Source organism: Paractinoplanes aksuensis (genome assembly GCF_024137025.1).
GTDB lineage: Bacteria > Actinomycetota > Actinomycetes > Mycobacteriales > Micromonosporaceae > Actinoplanes > Actinoplanes aksuensis.
This window is the reverse complement of record NZ_JAMYJR010000010.1, coordinates 73,542-92,190: the sequence shown is the minus strand read 5'-3', so window position 1 is coordinate 92,190 and position 18,649 is coordinate 73,542. Positions and strand designations below refer to the sequence as shown.

The following is an 18,649-nucleotide window of genomic DNA, read 5'->3' as shown; positions in this document are numbered from 1 at the left end:
CGGCCGGTCGGACCCGCGGGGCCACTGTGACAGGAGTCTCGTGATCTTGCGTTGACCTGAAGTGAGGTTGAGGTTTTAGCCTTGGGGGCCAGTCACGAGAGAGGACCCCGATGCGACTGCCCCGGCTCTTCACACCGCGTATCACGGTGAGTGCCCACTGCGACCTGCCCTGCGGCGTCTACGACCCCGCGCAGGCCCGGATCGAGGCTGAGTCGGTCAAGGCCATCTGCGAGAAATACCAGGCCAACGAAGACCCGGAGTTCCGTACGCGTGCCCTGATCATCAAGGAGCAGCGGGCCGAGCTGGTCAAGCACCACCTGTGGGTGCTGTGGACCGACTACTTCAAGGCCCCGCACTTCGAGCAGTACCCCGAGTTGCACACGCTCTTCAACGAGGCGACCAAGCTGGCCGGCGCCGGCGGGTCCAAGGGCTCGGCCGACCCCGAGGTCGCCGGCCGCCTGCTCGCCAAGATCGAGGAGATCTCCACGATCTTCTGGGCGACGAAGAAGTGACCGCCCTTCGCGTCGCGGTCATCGGGGCCGGACCGGCCGGCATCTACGCGTCCGACATCCTGACCAAGGCGGCCCCGGACGCCACCGTCGACATCTTCGACCGGCTGCCCACGCCGTACGGCCTGATCCGGTACGGCGTCGCGCCGGACCACCCGCGGATCAAAGAAATCATCACCGCGCTCCACCACGTGCTGGAGAGCCCGCGGATCCGGTTCATCGGGAACGTCGACTACGGCGTCGATATCAAGCCCGAGGAACTGGCCCCGTTCTACGACGCCATCGTGCTCGCCACCGGCGCCGACAAGGACCGGGACCTCGACATCCCCGGGATCGACCTGCCCGGCAGCTACGGGGCGGCCGACTTCGTCTCCTGGTACGACGGCCATCCCGACGTACCCCGGGAATGGCCTTTGACCGCGACCAAGGTGGCCGTGATCGGGGCCGGCAACGTCGCCGTCGACGTCGCCCGCATCCTGGCCAAGACCGCGGACGAGTTGCTCGAGACCGAGATCCCCGACAATGTGCACCGCGGCCTGCTGGCCAGCCCGGTCACCGACGTCCACCTGTTCTCGCGGCGCGGCCCGGGCCAGGTCAAGTTCACCCCGATGGAGTTGCGCGAGCTCGACGAGTCACCCAACGTCGAGGTGATCGTGCACCCCGAGGGCATGGAGTTCGACGAGGGCAGCCTGGCCGCCATCCGGGCCAAGCGCTCGCTCAAGATGTGCGTCGACACCCTGCAGAACTGGTGCGCCCGCGACCCCCGCGACCGGCCGCGCCGCCTGCACCTGCACTTCCTGCAGGCGCCGGTCGAAGTTCTCGGTTCCACGAGTACGCAGGGACTGCGCACCGAGACGCAGGAGCTCACCGGCGACGGCTCGGTCCGCGGCACCGGCGAGTTCACCGACTGGGACGTGCAGGCCGTCTACCGGGCCATCGGCTACCTGAGCCGCCCGATCGCCGACCTGCCGTTCGACCACGCCACCGGCACCGTCCCGCACGACGCCGGCCGCGTGCTCGACCTCGACGGCGACCAGGTCCCCGGCCTGTACGCGACCGGCTGGATCAAGCGCGGCCCGGTCGGCCTGATCGGGCACACGAAGAAGGACGCCAACGAGACGATCACCAGCCTGCTGGCCGACGTCGACTCGCTGCCGGCCGCCATCCACCGCGACCCGGCCGACGTGCTCGGTCACCTGGGCCGCCGTGGTCTCGCGTTCACCACCTGGTCGGGCTGGAAGCGTCTCGACGAGCACGAGGTCGGCCTGGGCCACCCGCACGGCCGCAAGCGGATCAAGGTCGTCCCGCGCCACGAGATGATCGACATCAGCAGCGGGATCTGACCGCCGCCTCCCGGCCCGGCCTTCATATCTGCGGCGAAACGCCGAACAGCAGAGTGGAGGCCGGGCCGAGAGGAAACCCAGAGTGCTGGTGGCGCAGTACGCGATCTACGCCGTGACCCTGACCGGCGTGGCCGCCGCGGCCCTGTTGGGTTTCGCCTCGGCCGAACAGGTCGCGGGCCCGGCCATGCTCTGGTTCGACCTGGTCATGGTCACTTATGGCGTACGGGCGAGCCGCCACCCCGGTCTGGCCGCGCCGGCCCGCCGCTTCTCATGGGCCCTCACCGCCGCCCTGGCGATGACGACGGCCATCACGCTGATCTTCATGCTCACCGGCACCAAGGCCTTCCCGCAGCTCGGTGACGCCCTGCACCTGATCGTCACGATCGTCCTGTTCGCCGCGCTCATGCTCGTGCCGGTGAACCGGGCCACCAAGCGCGAACGCTGGAAGACCCTGCTCGACGCGGGCATCGTGGCCGTCGGCGCCTCGATGCTGCTCTGGTACTTCGTGATCGGGCCCGCGCTCGAGGGCCACCACCGGTCGTGGCGGCTGATCCTCGCGGCCGCCTGCTACCCGCTGGTCGACCTGATGGTGCTGTTCGGCCTGGCCCGGGTGCTGATGCGCGGGTCGGCTATGCCCTGCTGGCCCTGGCCGCCGTACGGGAAAAGGGTTTTTATCCGTGGGACGGGCTGGTGCTGGGCAGCATCGGGCTCACCAGCCTGGTGGTGCTGAGGCAACTGCTGGTGCAGTCGGAGACGGCCGAGGCGGCCGAGACCGACGGTCTGACCGGCCTGGCCAACCGGTCCCGGCTGCACGACGAGCTGGCCCATGCCCTGCAGCGCGCGAGCCGCACCGGGGACACCGTGGCCGTGCTGCTCATCGACCTCAACGGCTTCAAACAGATCAACGACACCCTGGGCCACCGGGCGGGCGACGGCCTGCTGGTCGCCGTGGCCGAGGCGATGCGCCATTCGGTACGCCAGGACGACCTGGTCGGCCGGCTCGGCGGCGACGAGTTCGCGGTGCTGCTGCGCACGGCCGGCGACGAGTCCGCGGCCGGCGCCGTGGCCCAGCGGATCGGCGCGGCCATCGCCCGCTGAGCGCCTCGGCCAGCATCGGTATCGCCGTCAGCAAGGCCGGCACCGTCGACGCCGACGAACTGCTGCACCGCGCCGACCTGGCCATGTACGACATGAAACGCCGCGGCGACGGCCGGCACGCCTGGCAGCCCGGCCTCGAGACCCCCGAACCGGCGGCCGCCTCCTCGGAGGGGCCCTGCCCCCACTGCCACTCGGCCCGCCGGCCGTAAGCATTGACATTTGTCGATTGCCGGTGGAGATTGCAGGAGCCGGGTGCCGGCGTGGGCTCCCGCCGGCACCCGCTAGGACCGGGCCTCCAGCACCACGACCACCGCTTCGGTCGACCGCAACGCCGCGTACGCGTCAAGGTCTTTGTCGAACGTGCGCCACCGCTCCCAGAGCCGCGCCCGCTCCTCCCCCTCGGCCACCCGCGCCCGCACGGCCCGCCTTTCCCGACCGAGTTCAACGGTCGCCTCGGGCGCGTCCCGCAGATTGAGCCACCAGGCCGGATGCCCCTCGTGCCACCCGTTCATGGACATCAGGACGAGGTCGGCCCCGTCTTCGAAGTACGCCAGAATCACCTGGCGCGGTTGCCCGCTGCGCCGCCCCACGGTCGTCAGCCGCAGCGCGCCCCACTTGCCGCCCCGCGGCCGCCGCAACCCCAGACGCCCACCACTGACCCGAAGGATCCCCCGATGCACGGCCCACGCCACACGCTCCACCCACCGCGGCGGAACTCGGACACTCTTCTCACCCGGCATGCCTAACCACGGTAACGATCGGCAGCAACGCGGCTACGTGGCGCGTTCACACCAGGCGCGGTTTGACGGCCAGCCACACCCCGAGCCGATCGGCCAGTTCCGAGTCCACCAGGTGTGCCCGGTGTCGTTCGGCCGCGTTGAGCAGAAGCCGCGCACGCCGCGAATCGAGCATCTGCCGGCGTTCCAGCCGGCGCAGATCCCGCCGATCGCTCAGCAGCGCGACCTCGTCGAGGGCCACGGGAATGGCATCGAGGCACGCCCGGACCACCGCGTCGGCCGAGGGCAGGCCCATCGGCGGTGTTCCGGCTTCGCGCAGCCGGGCCACGTAGTACGCCGTCCGCTCCGCGATCTCGGCCCGATCCAGAACAGAACGTCGCCCGGCCTCGGCCAGCACCCAGACCGTGAGCTCAGCCCACTCCGGATGCTGCGCCTCTTCCGCCTCGATCAGCAGAAGCAGATACAACCACCAGTTGGCATCCTGCGGCCGCCGATCAAGCCACCGCCGACGCGCGTGCTGATCACCCTGCAGCAACTGCTCGAGTTCCCCGCCATCAACCGTCTCGTCCCGCACACCACCCACAGTGCCGCCGACCAAGCCGCCGATCAACAACGGATGTCACCGCTTCTCGTAGAGATCTTCAGCCTGGGGCGTATGGACCCACGAGATGACCACTTCGTCGACGTCGTCAGACGGACCCTGCCCGGTACCCAGGCTCACGTCCGACTCCATCACCGAGTCGCCGGACCTACTGATCCCCATGATGCGCACTGGCGATCTCGGGTCCTGCCTGGACAGCCATTCCATGAGTTCAGCCACGATCACGAGGACCCACTATAGGGACAACCTCCAGAAGCAGTTCAACGAACTTATGCCGCAGACAGGGCGCACATGTCGGACACGACGACTTCGAGCGTGTCGGTGCGGAAGACGGGAACGTCTTGGCAGATCATCGGTGGGTCGCGCCTGTTTCGATGAGCGGACATCCGAGCATGGCCCTGGCCCGCTTGCCAACGGTGGACGGCGCGATCATCCTTCGTCGGTGGAGTGGACGGATGACTTGACTGTGCGGCTTGCCCGGGGAACTTCGGTCCTCGATCTGGTCTCGTACCTGCGCGCTGTGGACGAACGAGGGGCGGAACGGCGCGACGTGCTGGCCGTCTTGACCGAGCGGTACGCGTTGCCGTTCGATGACGCACGGCTCGCGATCGATCGGGTCCGGGGCGGTGTCGTCCGCGCGTCGTCCGGCAGCCCGGCTAACCAGCCGGACAAGAGCAATGACCCCCTGGCGTGGGTCTCCTACCGGCTGCGCCGCGTCCGCGATGTCACCGGCGCCGATCCCGGCTCCACTCTCGGCGTACGCCTGCTCAGCGCGACCGTCGCCCGCACCCTGGCCGTACGGCACTACGCGGACTGACAAAGACCGGTCTCCACTTGCGCCCCGCCGACGAGGACGGCCACCGTCCGGCCTGGCCACACTCCCGGCGGCATGTGGAGCGAACGGAGAGGTGGCACGGTCGACGAGACGATGGCATTGAATTCGGCCAAGCAACGCGATGTGCCTGCACTCGGTAGAGTTCGCCGATGGGCGACGATCTCCTCGACGACTTCATCCGTGCGAACAGCGAGCGGGGCCTCGGCGTCTACGGGATCCACCTGCACCGGGAGGGTCGCGCGCCGATCGAGCGGCGGGTCCGCTCCGACGACCGGGTGAACGTGTACTCCGTCGCGAAGACATTCACCTCGGTGGCGCTCGGCCTGGCCGAGGCCGAGGGACGTCTTACCCTCGACGATCGGCTCCTGGACCATCTTCCCGAACTGCGGATGGCGGCCGCCGACGGAGTCGAGGAGATCACGCTGCGCCAGCTGGTGACAATGACCAGCGGTACCAGTCATCAGTGGTTCGCCGACGAGCGGATAGACGCGGCGGACCTGCTTCATGAGATCGTCGCCGCTCCGCCGGCGGCTGCGTCCGCACCACGTTTCGCCTACACCGACTCCGGTCCGTACGCGATCGGGCGTGTCATCGCCCGGGCCACCGGCGCGGACCTGCGTTCCTACCTCATTCCCCGCCTGTTCGCGCCGCTGGACCTGCACAACCCGGCGTGGCACACGTGTCCCCGTGGGTTTCCCTTCGCCGGAAGTGACCTTTTCCTGCGTACTCATGAGCTCGCCCGCTTCGCGCAACTGCTGCTGCAGGAAGGCCAATGGGACGGCCGCCAGATCCTTCCAGCGACGTACGTGCGACGAATGGTCACCGAACGCGTCGACACCAGCGCCATCACCGAAAGCGAGCGGCTGACCTACGGATACGGGCTGGGTGTCTGGATCGACCGGTCCGGTACGTATCGGATGGACGGCCGCTACGGGCAGTACGCCATCGTCTGCCCCCGGTTGCGGGCCACCGTCACCGTCACCGCCCACTCCGAACGCGAGTTCGACCTGCTCGATGTGATACACGAGTTGGTCCTCGACCGGCTGGCGTGACCCGAACACCGGAATCGTGGGTCAGCCACGCAGCCGGCCGGTTTCCTTCTCACATTGTTCGAGCGCGGTGAAGGCGGGTAGCAACGCGGGCATCATCGCCGTGAACAGCGCGGTTCCCGACCATCCTGGACAACCCCAGGTCTCACTAATTGGGAGTTCACCGCCCACGTACCAGCCTCACGAGCTTTCTCAATCACTCAGGGGAGTGCATCCGTCAGACGATCTGGCGGAGGTCGTTGCTGTAGTCGAAGATGATCCGCATTCGGGCCCCCAGCGCTCGCGCATACCTGGAGCGACCGAGCGCCGGGCCGGTCTCCGCCAGCATGTCGATGACAACGTTTCACCGACCGGAACAGGTCTGGTTTTGGTGGCGCAACCGCTGCCGACACATCCGCTATCGACTACAAGCATGATGTTCAGCCAGAGGCGTCCGGATCTTCCGAATATCGGATGGCCGACCCGCGATCCGCCGGCCATGGTTGGTATGTGAAAGACAACCCGCAGATCCGAACCGCGCAACCGGCGGACCTCGACGACATCGCGGAGCTCGCAGGCTCGAAGGACAGAGCCCTGGTGCGACTGCAAGCCGCCGGACGAGGCGAGGACAGCATGTTGGTCGCCGTAGCTTCTGGAGTTCTGCTCGGCACGACCAGCATTCGATGGGCTGACGGATGCGATCCACCGCACCCCTGGCTCTATGGCCTGGCGGTGGCAGAACACGCTCGCGGTCAGGGCATCGGCCGATCCCTCGTTCGTGCGGCTGAAGCCGCAGCCGCAGCCCGCAGCGCCGCCGCCATGAGCCTCGACACGGACGTCGACGCTCTATCCACCGTCGCGTTCTACCAGCACCTGGGCTACCGGATGATCTGCGGTCATGAGCACCGCTGGCGCTCACTCGATCCTCGTACCGGCGCGGTAACGGCAACCGGCACGGCGCCAACATGGATCATGCGCAAATGGCTCGCGCCTCAACAACATCACTTGCACAACCCTGTGGGAGAGGGGTGACCATCCGGACATGCCACTGGGTTGGCGCAGAAGCGAAGCCGGCCGGCTGACGCTCCTTTCGATGACCAGCGCCTGCTGTCGCTGGGCTGCGCCGAGCCCCGAGCTCGCGCGACGGTAGCCGCACATCTCTCACTACGACTGTGCAGCCTCGCTGGACGGACGCCCACAACGCCAACCCTGGACCGACGGCGGCCCTGACCAGCCTCGACAACCTCGTCCTGCTCTGCCGCCGGCATCAGTGTTTGATGCGTCACCTGACCGTCGGCTGAAGATTCGGGTCGGCTACGACTGGCGGCTCGTCTTCATTCCGCCATCCGATGGCGATCCGCATCGGCGTTCTCGCCACGACATTTGGGCGACTGCCCGAGGCTGATGTCGAGCGGGCACCGTCGTCAGCGTGAGGGGAGTCGGCAGTGCGTGGTTCAGACGGCGAGGATCGCTGCTCGGGCCAGCGCTCGGACTCGAGCCCATTCCGATGCGGTGGTCAAAGCGTCGGCATGCCAGAGGCCGGCCTTACGCTCCTCGCTCATCGTGGCCAATTGGTGGTTGAGCTCTTGCAATGCGAGCACGGCGAAGTGGTTGAGCCATCCGTGTTCCACGAAGGTCGGTGCCAATGGGAAGCCGTCGTCGAACTCCAGTGCCAGTTCGTCGAGGGAAGGGTGGGTGCCCAGGTTTCGCACGTACGCCGTTTGTTCTTCGGCTTCCATGGCCAGGATGGCGATGCTCCGCATGAGCGCGACGAGCAATGTCGGGCTGGGCTCGTCCACGGCCGCAGCCTAGCGTGTACCTCGGGTGAGCAGGTCGTGGTGATCTCGGGTCCAGTCGTGGGCTGCGCGTACGGATTCGACTGTTCCTGAATCGCGGAGTCGGACCATGGCGGGGTCGCCGGTGTCGGCTGCGGATTCGATGCCGCGCCAGCAGCGGTCCTGCCACCACAGGATGGTGTCGATGAGGGCGGATCGGTTCGCCAGTTCGTAGGCGTCGGCGATCACGTGGATCAGGCTCGCGGCCTCGGCGGCGTTCTCGACACCGGGGCCCAGGCCTACGTACTGCCAGCACACATGGGCGACGTCGTGGATTCGCCGGCGCGCCCGTCCACCCGTGCTGCTCGAAGTGGTTCAACAGGCGGCGGACGAAGACCGGGTCGCGCGGTGGTGATTTCCGTACCGTCGAACCGACCCGCACCGCGTCGCTGACGAAGCCACCGGTCAGCGGTCCCTCGGCGGCGATCTCACGTGGATCCACAAGCTTCCTCCTGACGCGAACCGACGAACCGACGAACCGACGAACCGGCGAACCGGCGAAGCGACGAAGCGACGAAGGGGCGAGGCGACGAAGGGGCGAGGGGACGAAGGGTTGGTGAGGGCCGAGACCGGCTCGGCCCTCACGGTCGGGTCAGGGGGTCCAGCGGATGTTCGGGTTGATGCGGCCGTTCCAGTCGAAGGTGGCCATGTTGTCCCAGCCGTCGCCGGTACCGTTGATGTTGGCGGGGTCCCAGCCGTTGCCCTTGATGGCGTACCAGGTGGGTTCCCAGTAGAAGACGCCGACGGCGCCGGCGTTGCGGGCTGTGTTCTGGGTCCAGGTGAACTGCTGGGCCTGGCCGGCCCACGTGGCCGGGATGTTGTCGCACAGGACCGTACCGGGGATGGAGTTGGGTTCGTTGTCGGCGTCGGCCGTGGTGAACTGGTAGGCCGTCTCGGCGATCACCACCGGTTTGCCGTAGCGGGTGCGGGCGTCGGTGATGACGTTGTAGAGGTTGGCCAGGGTGCCGTGCCACATGCAGTAGTAGGACAGCGCCGTCACGTCCCAGGGCACGCCTTGACCCTTGATACCGTCGTAGAACCAGCGCATGTTGGCCATGCTGTCGGCGTCGGCCACGTGGACCCACACCTGGGTCGCGTTGTTGCAGGCCTTCGTCGCGTTGTAGCCCTGCTTGAGCAGGGAGGCCAGCGGCGCGAAGTTGTTGTTGGTGACCTGGCCGCGGGGCCAGAGCATGCCTACGTTGATCTCGTTGCCGATCTGGACGCTGTCGGGCGTGGTGCCCTGCCCTTTCAGCGCGGTGCAGACGTCGTACGTGTAGTTGTAGACATCGCTTTGCAGCTGGGTGAGCGAATGGGAGGCCCAGGCGGCCGGCGGGTACTGCTTGCCGGGGTCGGCCCACGTGTCGGAGTAGTGGAAGTCGATCAGCAGCTTGAGGCCCTTGGCTTTGATCGCGCGGGCCTGCTGGAGGACCTTGGCTTTGTTGTTGTAGCCGCTGGCCGGGCTGTTCCAGATGCGTAGGCGGGCGTAATTGACACCGGCCGACTTGAGGATGTCGTACGGGTCGGCGGCGTTGCCGGACGCGTTGTAGTACTTGCCGCCGAGGTCGAGCGTGCGCTGCAACGACGAGACGTCGGCGCCGCGCATGGTCAGCGTGTTGGCCGCCGAGGCGGGGGCGGGGGTGAGCGCGGCCGAGATCGTCAGGACGGCGACGACCGCGGCGGCACGCAGGGACAGTTTCATATGGCTCCCTCCAAGAAAGGGGGATGGCCCGGCGACGGTGGAGACGCCGGTGTGGAGCCTTATGCAGGGGAGGATTCGCGGACGACCAGGGAGGTCGGCACGGTGATGGAGAGCGGGGTACGCCCGGCGATCACATCGGTGAGCAGCCGGACCATTTCCTCGGCGACCCGATCGAGCGGGTGCCGCACGGTGGTCAGCGGTGGTTCGGTGGTGGCGGCCAGGCCGGAGTCGTCGAAGCCGACCACCCGGACGTCGCCCGGCACGGCCCGCGCGGCCTCGCGCAGCACACGCAGGGCACCTTCGGCCATCGCGTCCGACGCGGCAAAGACGGCGTCCAGCTCCGGGTCGTGTTCCAACAAAGTACGCATGGCGGCCGCCCCGGACGCCCGGCTCCAGTCACCGTGGGCGACGCGCCCGGGCTCGATCGTGTCGCCGTGGGCGATCAGCGCGTCGTGGTAGCCCTGGAGCCGGTCGACGCCGCCGCCGGTGTCCTGAGGGCCGGTGATCGTGGCGATCCGCGTGCAGCCGGCCGCGATCAGGTGTTCGACCGCCGAGCGGCCGCCGTTGCGGTCGTCGGCCATCACCGAGCTGATCAACTGCTCGTAGCCGAGCACCCGCCCGCAGGCCACGATCGGCACCTCGGCCTGCACGAGCTGGCCCAGCAACGGGTCGCCCGAGTGGGGCGAGAACAGCAGCACGCCGTCGACGTGCCCGCCCGACAGGTACGAGATCGTGCGCGCCCGCTCCTCCGGGGTCGACGCGATCATGAGGATCAGCGTCAGCTCCCGGTCGGAGAGCGCCTGGGCCACGCCGCGCAGCAGCACCGAGAAGTTGGGGTCCTCGAACAGCAGGTGCTGCGGCTCGGTGAGCAGAAACGCGATCGACCCCGACCTGCCGGTGGCGAGAGACCGCGCGTGCGGGTTGGCTGTGTATCCCGTACGGGAAATGGCGTCCCGCACGGCCCGGACCGCCTCGGGGCTGACCCATTCGCGGCCGTTGAGGACGCGGGAGACGGTGGCGTAAGAGACCCCGGCCTCGCGCGCGACGTCGCGGATGGTGGGCCGCTTACGCCCTGGTGAGGGCGGGGTCGGCACGTTGGGAAGCATAGTCGTCATGCCCGGCCCCGGTGGGCGAGCCCTCGGGGTGCGACGCCGCCCCCGCTGAAAGGAGTCATGCCTTGACCGCCCCCGCACCGAGGTCCACCCGCCAGTACCGCTGCAGGGTCAGGAACAACACCACCAGGGGTACGACCGACAGCAGCGAGCCCGTGACGACCGAGGTGTACATGGCGGGCTGGGTCGCGCCCTGGTTGAGCAGCCCGCTCAGCCCGACCGTGACCGGGAACAGCTTGTCGTCGCCGAGCATGATGAACGGCAGCATGTAGTTGTTCCAGATGGCCACGAACTGGAACAGCAACACGGTCACCAGTCCCGAGCGCATCATCGGCAGCGCCACCCGCCAGAACGCCCGCCCGTCGGACGCGCCGTCCATCCGGGCCGCCTCGAGCACCTCGTCGGGCACGGTGGCGGCCGCGAAGATCCGGCACAGATAGATCCCGTACGGGCTGATGAAGCTCGGCAGCAGCACCGCCCAGTACGTGTTGGTCAGCCCGACCTTGGCCAGCAGCAGATACTGCGGCACGGCCAGGATGACCGCGGGCACCAGCACCCCGGCCAGCACCAGGTTGAACGCCACCGACTTGCCGCGGAACTCGTACTTGGCCAGGGCGAACCCGGCCATGGCGCTGACCAGGGTCGACACGGCCGCGCCGCCACCGGCGAAGATGGCCGAGTTGACCATCCAGCGCCAGTACAGGCCGTCGCGGTAGCCGCTGAGGAACGCGATGTTGTCGAACAGGTGGGTGCTCGGCAGGAACGTGAACGTGTTGAACAGCTCGCTCGCGCTCTTGGTCGAGGCCACCAGCACCCACAACACCGGCAGCAGGCAGTACGCGGCTCCGAGCAGCAGGAGCACGGTGGCGGTGGGGCTGGTCCTCTTGAAGCGAGGCGGCGGCGTTTCCTCCCGCACCGGCGGAGGCACGGTCAAGACGGCCATGATCAGTTCTCCTGACTGAAGGCCCGCGAGCCGACGAACTTGAGGAATCCGTAGGAGATGACGAACGTGGCGACCGCGATGATCACCGAGGTGGCCGCCGCGGAGTAGATGTCATTGCGTACGAAAGCATCGCGGTAGACCTTCATGAGCGGTGTCCATGTGGTCGAGATCGTGTTGCTGAGCGGCCGCAACGTCATCGGCTCGGCGAAGACCTGCAGCGTGGCGATCAACGAGAACAGGAACGTCATGACCAGGGACGGGCCGATGACCGGGATCTTGATGCGCCACGCGATCTGGATGTCCGAGGCGCCATCGATGCGGGCCGCCTCGAACAGGTCGGTCGGGATGGCCCGCAGCGCCGTGTAGAGCACGATCATGTTGAAGCCGGTGCCGCCCCAGATCGCGATGTTGGCCACCGCGTACAGCACCCAGCCCGAGCTCAGCGCGTCGGGCGCGGTGATCCCCACACTCGACAGCGCGTCCACGATCGGGCTCACCCGCGGCAGGTAGAGGAAGCCCCACAGCAGCGAGGCGATCACGGCCGGCACGGCGTACGGCAGGAAGATCGCGGTCCGGGTGAAGGTGCCGACCCGGGTCCGCCCGGCGTCGAGCAGCAGGGCCAGCACCAGGGCCAGACCGAGCATGCAGGGCACCACGATCAACCCGTACGCCCCCACGCGCAGGACGCTCGGCACGAATTCGGGGTCGGTCAGCGAGCGGCCGTAGTTGCTCAGCCCGGCCCACACCTCACTGCGCGAGCCGGCGCCCAGACCCAGGCCGCTGACCTTGACCCGGCGCAGGCTCAGGTAGCCCGCGTAGCCGATCGGCGCGGCCAGGAACAGCGCGAACAGCACCAGCGCCGGGGTCAGGAAGAGATACGGCGCGCTCTTGGTCCTCATCCGGCGACGCTGAATCCGGCGTTCTTCAGGTCACCCACCGTGGCCTGCTGAATGGTGTCGAGCGCGGCCCCGAAACCGGCCGCCTGCTTGGCCTCGGCCGCCTTGCCGAAGGCATCGTTGTAAGCGCTGTAGGCGACGTTGACATTGGGCCCGTACGTGAAGGGTTTGGTGATCTTGCCGGCCTCGGCCGCGATGGCGTAGAAGTCGGTCTGATTGCTGAAGAACGCGGGCGGCGCGGTCAGCGCGATGCTGGTGGCGTCGTTGGCGGCGGGATAGACGTTGGCCGTGCCGGCCAGCGCCTTGATCGCCGCCGGGTCGGTGTTGAGCCACTTCACGAACTCGGTGGCCTGCGCCTTGTGCTTGGACTGCGAGGTGACGCTGGTGGCCGAGCCGCCCCAGTTGCCGTTGGCCGGGGCCGCGGCATCCCAGTTGGGCAGCAGCGCGGTCTTCCACTTGCCCTTGGTCGAGGCCGCGTTTCCTTCGAGTACGCCCGGACCCCAGACCGCCCCGAGCCAGCCGACCTGGGTGCCGTCGTTGAGGGCGGCGTTCCACTCGGGCGTGTACATCGGCTTGTTGTCGATCACGCCTTCCTGCACCAGGCCGCCCCAGTAGTCGGCGACTTTCTTCGTGTTGGCGTCGTTGACGGCCACCGTCCACGACTCGCCCTGCACGCCCCACCACGACGCGCCGGCCTGCTGCGACAGCCCGGCGAACCAGCCCGGGTCGTTGGACGAGAACGTGCCCAGGTACTGCTTCGGGTTCGCCTTGTGGATCTTCCGGGCGGCCTCGGCGTACTCGTCCCAGGTCTTCGGGGCCTGGACACCGGCCTTGTCGAACACGTCGGAGCGGTAGAAGAACATCATCGGACCCGAATCCTGCGGTACGCCGTAGAGGGCCTCGCCGCCCAACGTGACCGCGTTCCAGGCCGACTCGGGGAACTTGCTCTTGAGGTCGCCGGCCTCCTTCGCGATGTCGGCCACGGCGTCCGCGGCGACCAGCGTCGGGATCTTCTGGTACTCGGCCTGCATGACGTCGGGGGCGCCGCTGCCGGCCTTGATCGCGGTCAGCAGCTTGGCCACGGCCGGGTCGCCGCCGTCCTGCTTGTTCACGGTGACCTGGATGTTCGGGTGGGACGCGTTCCAGCCCTCGACGACCTTGTCCATGTTCGGGGCCCAGCTCCAGTAGGTGAGCGCGACCTTTTCGTCGGGGTCTTCTTGAGGGGAATCGTCGCCGCTGCAGGCGGCGGTCGTCAGTATCAGCGCCGCGGCGAGCACCCCGGCGAAAGTCCTCTTCATCGTTGCTCCCTGGTGTCGCACGTCACTCGATTAGGCCTGTGACCGGTTACAGTGCTGCGCGTCTTCATGATTGTCAAGGTCTTGCTTCTGGCCCGTTACAGCGCGGTATCGTGCGGGCTCAGTCAGCTGTGACCGGTTACAGTTCGGGGAGGCCTCGTGCTTTTTGTCGCGCACCATCCGTGGTCCGAGCCACCGCGCCGGCCCCGGATGAGCAACGACGAGGACGTGCGGCCGGGGCTCGCCCTGTCCAGCCGGCACCTCACGCTCGGCGGCCGGGCCGTCATCCCGGTGTCGGGCGAGCTGCACTACAGCCGGGTGCCGCGGCACCGCTGGGCCGAACGGCTGCGCCAGATGCGGGCCGGCGGCGTCACCGTGGTCGCCAGCTACGTGTTCTGGCTGCACCACGTGCCCGTACGCGGCGAGCCTCGCTTCGACGGCAACCTCGACGTCGGCGCGTTCCTCGACGAAGTGCGGGCGGCCGGGCTCGAAATGGTGCTGCGCATCGGCCCGTGGTGTCACGGCGAGAGCCGCAACGGCGGCTTCCCGGACTGGGTGCAGCGGGCCCCCGTCGCCCACCGCACCGACGACCCGGCCTATCTCGAATTGGTGGAGGAATGGTTCGGGCAGCTCGCCGACGCGATCGGCCGCCCCGGCCTCCTGGGCATCCAGCTCGAGAACGAGCTCTACGACCAGCCCGGCCACCTGCTGACGCTCAAACGGCTGGCCCGGGCGGCCGGAATGTCGGCACCGTTGTGGACGGCGACCGCGTGGGGCGGTGCCGACCTGCCGCCGGAGGAGGTGCTGCCGCTTTACGGCGGTTACGGCGACGGGTTCTGGGTCGACGCCGACGCGCCCTGGGATCCGACGTTCCGCGACCACTATTTCTTCTCGCACGTGTGGGACGACCCGGGTATCGGCGCCGACGTGCGGCGGCTGCACGAGGCCCGGATCAGTGCGCCCCAATCGCGTACGCCGTCACCGTTCTTTCCGCCGGCCACGTGTGAATTGAGCGGCGGCATGGGCACGGCGTATCACCGGCGGCCGTGGCCCCGGGGACTGGACGTGGCCACGATCGCCCACTGCAAAATCGGCAACGGATCGGCCTGGCAGGGCTATTACATGTACGCCGGCGGAACGAATCCTGTCGGTGCGCAGGAATCGCATGCGACGGGTTACCCGAACGACATGCAGCGCCTCGGCTACGACTTCCACGCCCCCATCGGCGAGGCCGGCCTGCTCGGCGAAAGCCACGCGCCACTACGGCGGCAGCACGCCTTTCTGGCCGCGTTCGGCGACCGGCTGGCCGAAATGCCGTCAACCCTTCCCGCCGTACGCCCCGACGGCGTCGACGACACAGCCACGCTCCGCTACGCCCTGCGCAGCGACGGCGACAGCGGTTTCCTGTTCATCGCCTGGCACCAGCCGCACTTCCCGCTGCCCACCTATCGCCAGGCGCAATTCCACATCGAGTTGTCGTCGGTGTCGCTGAAATTGCCACCGGTGGACGTGGCTCCGGGCACACTCGCCTGCTGGCCGCTACGCCTTTCGCTGGGCGGCGTCACGCTCGACTGGATCACGGCAACCGCACTGACCGTGCTGCCCGGCGACATCCCGACGCTCGTACTGACCGCCGCGGACGGAATCGACGTCACCTACTCGGTAGACGGCGTGATCTCGGCCCTCACCCCCGGATTCGAACCCGTCCACCTGTCCGGCCTCGACCTGCTGGTGCTACCGGCCGCCGCCGCCGATTCCGTCTGGGTCGATTCCCGGCAGCGTCTCCTGCTCTCCGACGACGAATTACGGTGGGGTCCCGACGGCCGAATCGAAGCACTGGCCACGAGAGCACCATCGGTCCAGGTCTACGAGACGGGCCGTTTCGTCTCGTTGCCGCTGCTCGACGCAGCTGAGGGCCTTACCGCGCCGGCCCAGTTCGAGCAGATCCGCCCACCCGGCGCAACGGTCCCCGTGGCCTACGGCAAATTCGACGGCCGTCAGTCAGCCCCCTCGCCAGAGGCATTCGACGAATTAGCGGCCGTGTACCGCATCGACATCCCCCCGACCGCCCACGACGCCTTCCTGCACATCGACTGGGCAGGCGACGTGGCCGAACTACGGGTCGACGGCCGAACGGCAACCGACCGCTTCTGGGACGGCTCCCCCTGGACGGTCAACCTGCGCGACGCCGGCTGGCACCCGGGCGCCAAGCTGACCCTGCACCTACTACCCCTGGCCGCCGGCTCCCCCGTGTCCCTACCGGCCGAGGCCCGCGACCACCTACTAGCCGCCGACGGCCAACTACTCGATCTCAGGTCGGTCCGGGTAGACGCCCGGCAAAGCTTCCTGGAGGACTCCGGAACCTAGCTCAGCCCGACCCTGGCGCAGTAGATCGAGCGCCGGCGCCGGCGCCGGCGGCAGAACAGCACCAGTTTGTCCAGGCTAGTCACGGCCGCCGTCGGTCCAGGGTTGACGTCGTGGGCGTCCATCCAGCGAGGCTGGACAGTCGCACTGAGAGATGCACAGCTGCCGCCGCGCGAGCTTGGGTCGGCGCAGACCAGCAGCAGCAGGCGCTGGTCATCGAAAGGAGCGCCAGCCGGCCGACTTCGTTCCTGCGCAAACTCAGCGGTAGATCCGGAGGTCAGCGTGGGTGGCTACCGAGCGTGGCACGTCGTTGTCGGCTCGCACGATCGACGGCCTGAGAGTGAGCACCTCGGACGATCGGTCGCTTACGTTGTCCACAACGCCGATGCGTTCCCGTCATGCGATGGGAGATTTTCGCTGAATGCCATCAGAGAACCGGGCCCAATGGGTTCACCAAGCCCGTGCCGCCTTGATCATCGCCGCGACTCGGCGGACCCTTCTTACCTACGGTGAACTTGGTATGGCGTTGGGCATGGAAGGCGTCAGCCTCCGAAACCACCTACGACATGTTTTGGACGACGTCTCCGAGGATTGCCGCACCAGAGGCGAGGACTGCTCGCTCGCGGCTCTCGTAGTCAATAAGGAGTCAGGCGAGCCGGGAGCCGGCTGGTCCAACGGGACTCGAGACTGGCCGCAGGAAGTCCGTCGAGTTTTCCAAGCCTGGACGCCAAAGTAGCCGACACTGCTCACGGTTGTCGCAGTGCGGACATCGAGGCCGGTGGCCCCGAGGTGGAGGTAGTACACGCCTTATCCGCGGCTAGATGAGGATGGCGCTCGGCTATGTCTTACGCTTCCGCCCATGTCCGAAATCCTGGCCGCGATTGCCATCGTCATCAGCCTCGTCGCCTTGGCCGTCGCGTGGTGGAACGGCAGCTCCGCCCGCCGCTCCGCCGACGCGGCGGAAGGGTCACAGCACGCAGCTGACCGATCGGCCGATGCGGCCATGAGAGTGGCGGACGTGGAAAGCCAGAGACGACATGCAGAAACTAGACCGCGCTACAAGATCGAGATCCTCTCCGGCGACGATCCGATCTTCGAGTATTTCGTACGGTTGACGCTCGTCGAGCATGGTCCGGTGCAAGACCTGCTGGTAGAAGTCTTGTCGCCGGCAGAAGTAGAGATCTATGGTCGCAAACCCGGTGACACTCACCCCGTGCGCGAAGCGCACTTAGGCAAGCTTTCCATTGGCGAAACCCGGCAACTGCCATTAAGGCAAATTGATGATATCGCCTACAGCAGGGTTCGACTCCTCATCACATCCGTATCTGAGCAGTACAAGTCGCCTTGGATTCAGGTCGAGGACCTCAATATCCCGCGACCGTGGCACGATTGACGGCGCTGCGACGACCATGCGAACGAATTAGCGAGCCACGCCGCCCGTGACTGGACGGCTACGCCAAAGTCCGCGACGACCGCTCCTTATGATGAGCAATCGGCGGATGCGACCTCACACCGGATCGCGGCGGATCCGAGCGCTATGAGCGGCCCCGATCTTGTCGTATCCACGCAGTACAATAGAACCATGATGATGGGTTGCGTTGTGGGCGTTCTGGCGGGTTCGAGTCCCGTCGGATGCGGCGCAGCCAGAAGATCAAGTTGGGCCTGGTGTGCGTCTCTGCGGCATTCGTCCAGGCAATCTTTTCTTCAATTGCCGCAATGTGCGGCCCGACCACGCCCCTGCTGGTCTTCATCGCTATCTCAGGAGCCTCCGTGATTTCCAGCATCGCCGTGAATCTGCTGACTGCTGCTGCACCCGCTGATCAGGTTGGGAGCGCCCAAAACACAGCCCATCATCATTGGTCGGACCGCAGGTTTACTTCTGATCCAAACACCTGCCTCGACGCTTCTTGACATTATCTTAATAACGGCACGGCCTGAGTATATTTCCGCAGGGGCGAATGAATGCCGGGTTACTCAACGCGGCAGATCCCGACGGCTCTGGCCGAAACATCAAGCCGATAGCCGATGTGTCGGTTTCGGCTGGGCCGCCCAGACGTTCACTGACTTTGCGAAACTCCCAACTAGTGAGACCTGGGGTTGTACAGGCTGGTCGGGGCCGGAGTTGTTGCAGGGATGACGTGGGCGTCTGTCTGACAAGGCTCGACCGTCGTAGTGAGGGGTGCAGCTACCGACGCTTAGGTCAGGGCTCAGCGAGGCGCGCAAATAGCAAGGCGCTGTTCGTCTAAGGGAAAGCCGAGCCGGTTGCAGTCGTGTCCCGGACATGGCGACGGCGATCCGGACGCGCGCGGATCGCAGCCACGAGAGTGCTCCGCAGATCCCGAACCGCCCAGAAG

The 18,649-nt window shown here is 67.3% G+C and carries 20 protein-coding genes; 10 read left to right on the top strand and 10 right to left on the bottom strand.

Annotation, left to right across the window (positions count from 1 at the left end):
- The first annotated feature begins 110 nt into the window (after positions 1–110).
- The 4 genes from sodN to M1L60_RS10880 all read left to right on the top strand — a co-directional run bounded on the left by sodN (position 111) and on the right by M1L60_RS10880 (position 2,950).
- Positions 111–512, top strand: coding sequence for a superoxide dismutase, Ni (sodN, locus tag M1L60_RS10895; protein WP_253237234.1), 402 nt, complete (start codon positions 111–113; stop codon positions 510–512).
- Positions 509–1,852: an FAD-dependent oxidoreductase gene (locus M1L60_RS10890; protein WP_253237233.1), complete on the top strand. Its 1,344-nt coding sequence runs from the start codon at positions 509–511 to the stop codon at positions 1,850–1,852. Before sodN ends, M1L60_RS10890 begins: the two co-directional genes overlap by 4 nt.
- Positions 1,853–1,934: 82 nt before the next feature.
- The gene (locus M1L60_RS10885) at positions 1,935–2,582 is read left to right on the top strand and encodes a hypothetical protein (RefSeq protein ID WP_253237232.1); all 648 of its coding nucleotides are present in this window, start codon (positions 1,935–1,937) and stop codon (positions 2,580–2,582) included.
- Positions 2,543–2,950: a diguanylate cyclase domain-containing protein gene (locus tag M1L60_RS10880; RefSeq protein WP_253237231.1), complete on the top strand. Its 408-nt coding sequence runs from the start codon at positions 2,543–2,545 to the stop codon at positions 2,948–2,950. Before M1L60_RS10885 ends, M1L60_RS10880 begins: the two co-directional genes overlap by 40 nt.
- Positions 2,951–3,231: 281 nt before the next feature.
- Here M1L60_RS10880 and M1L60_RS10875 read toward each other — a convergent pair whose 3' ends face one another.
- The 3 genes from M1L60_RS10875 to M1L60_RS10865 form a co-directional block, all read right to left on the bottom strand.
- Positions 3,232–3,642: a nitroreductase/quinone reductase family protein gene (locus M1L60_RS10875; RefSeq protein WP_253237230.1), complete on the bottom strand. Its 411-nt coding sequence runs from the start codon at positions 3,640–3,642 to the stop codon at positions 3,232–3,234.
- A gap of 94 nt (positions 3,643–3,736) precedes the next feature.
- Positions 3,737–4,261 (bottom strand): hypothetical protein, encoded by a 525-nt coding sequence (locus M1L60_RS10870; RefSeq protein WP_253237229.1) that lies wholly within the window; start codon positions 4,259–4,261, stop codon positions 3,737–3,739.
- A 45-nt stretch (positions 4,262–4,306) separates the two neighbouring features.
- A complete protein-coding gene (locus M1L60_RS10865; RefSeq protein ID WP_253237228.1) occupies positions 4,307–4,513 on the bottom strand; it encodes a hypothetical protein in 207 nt (68 codons plus the stop codon).
- Between the two features lie 235 nt (positions 4,514–4,748).
- On the opposite strand from M1L60_RS10865, the gene M1L60_RS10860 reads away from it, so the two are divergent.
- The 3 genes from M1L60_RS10860 to M1L60_RS10850 all read left to right on the top strand — a co-directional run bounded on the left by M1L60_RS10860 (position 4,749) and on the right by M1L60_RS10850 (position 7,183).
- Entirely contained in the window at positions 4,749–5,105 is a 357-nt protein-coding gene (locus M1L60_RS10860; RefSeq protein WP_253237227.1) for a hypothetical protein, read from the top strand.
- A 167-nt stretch (positions 5,106–5,272) separates the two neighbouring features.
- Positions 5,273–6,175, top strand: a complete 903-nt coding sequence (locus M1L60_RS10855) for a serine hydrolase domain-containing protein (RefSeq protein WP_253237226.1) — start codon at positions 5,273–5,275, stop codon at positions 6,173–6,175.
- A 486-nt stretch (positions 6,176–6,661) separates the two neighbouring features.
- Complete coding sequence (locus tag M1L60_RS10850; RefSeq protein ID WP_253237225.1) at positions 6,662–7,183, top strand: GNAT family N-acetyltransferase; 522 nt, start codon at positions 6,662–6,664, stop codon at positions 7,181–7,183.
- A 422-nt stretch (positions 7,184–7,605) separates the two neighbouring features.
- Here the strand turns inward: M1L60_RS10850 and M1L60_RS10845 are convergent, their stop codons facing one another.
- The 7 genes from M1L60_RS10845 to M1L60_RS10815 form a co-directional block, all read right to left on the bottom strand.
- A complete protein-coding gene (locus M1L60_RS10845) occupies positions 7,606–7,950 on the bottom strand; it encodes a hypothetical protein (RefSeq protein WP_253237224.1) in 345 nt (114 codons plus the stop codon).
- Between the two features lie 9 nt (positions 7,951–7,959).
- Positions 7,960–8,175, bottom strand: coding sequence for a hypothetical protein (locus M1L60_RS10840; RefSeq protein WP_253237223.1), 216 nt, complete (start codon positions 8,173–8,175; stop codon positions 7,960–7,962).
- Positions 8,176–8,578: 403 nt separating this feature from the next.
- Positions 8,579–9,685: a glycoside hydrolase family 53 protein gene (locus M1L60_RS10835; RefSeq protein WP_253237222.1), complete on the bottom strand. Its 1,107-nt coding sequence runs from the start codon at positions 9,683–9,685 to the stop codon at positions 8,579–8,581.
- A 59-nt stretch (positions 9,686–9,744) separates the two neighbouring features.
- Positions 9,745–10,800 carry a LacI family DNA-binding transcriptional regulator gene (locus M1L60_RS10830; protein WP_253237221.1) on the bottom strand — a complete coding sequence of 352 codons (1,056 nt, stop codon included), beginning with the start codon at positions 10,798–10,800 and terminating at the stop codon, positions 9,745–9,747.
- Positions 10,801–10,855: 55 nt separating this feature from the next.
- Complete coding sequence (locus M1L60_RS10825; protein WP_253237220.1) at positions 10,856–11,740, bottom strand: carbohydrate ABC transporter permease; 885 nt, start codon at positions 11,738–11,740, stop codon at positions 10,856–10,858.
- Positions 11,741–11,742: 2 nt separating this feature from the next.
- Positions 11,743–12,639, bottom strand: coding sequence for a carbohydrate ABC transporter permease (locus tag M1L60_RS10820; protein ID WP_253237219.1), 897 nt, complete (start codon positions 12,637–12,639; stop codon positions 11,743–11,745).
- Positions 12,636–13,934 carry an ABC transporter substrate-binding protein gene (locus tag M1L60_RS10815; protein ID WP_253237218.1) on the bottom strand — a complete coding sequence of 433 codons (1,299 nt, stop codon included), beginning with the start codon at positions 13,932–13,934 and terminating at the stop codon, positions 12,636–12,638. The genes M1L60_RS10820 and M1L60_RS10815 overlap by 4 nt, the downstream gene beginning before the upstream one ends.
- Positions 13,935–14,090: 156 nt before the next feature.
- On the opposite strand from M1L60_RS10815, the gene M1L60_RS10810 reads away from it, so the two are divergent.
- The 3 genes from M1L60_RS10810 (at position 14,091) to M1L60_RS10800 (ending at position 18,206) form a co-directional block, all read left to right on the top strand.
- Positions 14,091–16,298: a beta-galactosidase gene (locus M1L60_RS10810; protein ID WP_253237217.1), complete on the top strand. Its 2,208-nt coding sequence runs from the start codon at positions 14,091–14,093 to the stop codon at positions 16,296–16,298.
- Between the two features lie 856 nt (positions 16,299–17,154).
- Positions 17,155–17,688, top strand: coding sequence for a hypothetical protein (locus tag M1L60_RS10805; RefSeq protein ID WP_253237216.1), 534 nt, complete (start codon positions 17,155–17,157; stop codon positions 17,686–17,688).
- A 239-nt stretch (positions 17,689–17,927) separates the two neighbouring features.
- A complete protein-coding gene (locus M1L60_RS10800; RefSeq protein WP_253237215.1) occupies positions 17,928–18,206 on the top strand; it encodes a hypothetical protein in 279 nt (92 codons plus the stop codon).
- The last annotated feature ends 443 nt before the right edge of the window (positions 18,207–18,649 follow it).

Bases quoted from the DNA above. Each gene is read 5' to 3' on its own strand.
- M1L60_RS10830 (WP_253237221.1), bottom strand. From the start codon at position 10,800: ATGACGACTATGCTTCCCAACGTGCCGACCCCGCCCTCACCAGGGCGT.
- M1L60_RS10820 (WP_253237219.1), bottom strand. From the start codon at position 12,639: ATGAGGACCAAGAGCGCGCCGTATCTCTTCCTGACCCCGGCGCTGGTG.
- M1L60_RS10800 (WP_253237215.1), top strand. From the start codon at position 17,928: ATGCGGCGCAGCCAGAAGATCAAGTTGGGCCTGGTGTGCGTCTCTGCG.
- M1L60_RS10835 (WP_253237222.1), bottom strand. From the start codon at position 9,685: ATGAAACTGTCCCTGCGTGCCGCCGCGGTCGTCGCCGTCCTGACGATC.
- M1L60_RS10825 (WP_253237220.1), bottom strand. From the start codon at position 11,740: ATGGCCGTCTTGACCGTGCCTCCGCCGGTGCGGGAGGAAACGCCGCCG.
- M1L60_RS10855 (WP_253237226.1), top strand. From the start codon at position 5,273: ATGGGCGACGATCTCCTCGACGACTTCATCCGTGCGAACAGCGAGCGG.
- M1L60_RS10805 (WP_253237216.1), top strand. From the start codon at position 17,155: ATGTCCGAAATCCTGGCCGCGATTGCCATCGTCATCAGCCTCGTCGCC.
- sodN (WP_253237234.1), top strand. From the start codon at position 111: ATGCGACTGCCCCGGCTCTTCACACCGCGTATCACGGTGAGTGCCCAC.
- M1L60_RS10815 (WP_253237218.1), bottom strand. From the start codon at position 13,934: ATGAAGAGGACTTTCGCCGGGGTGCTCGCCGCGGCGCTGATACTGACG.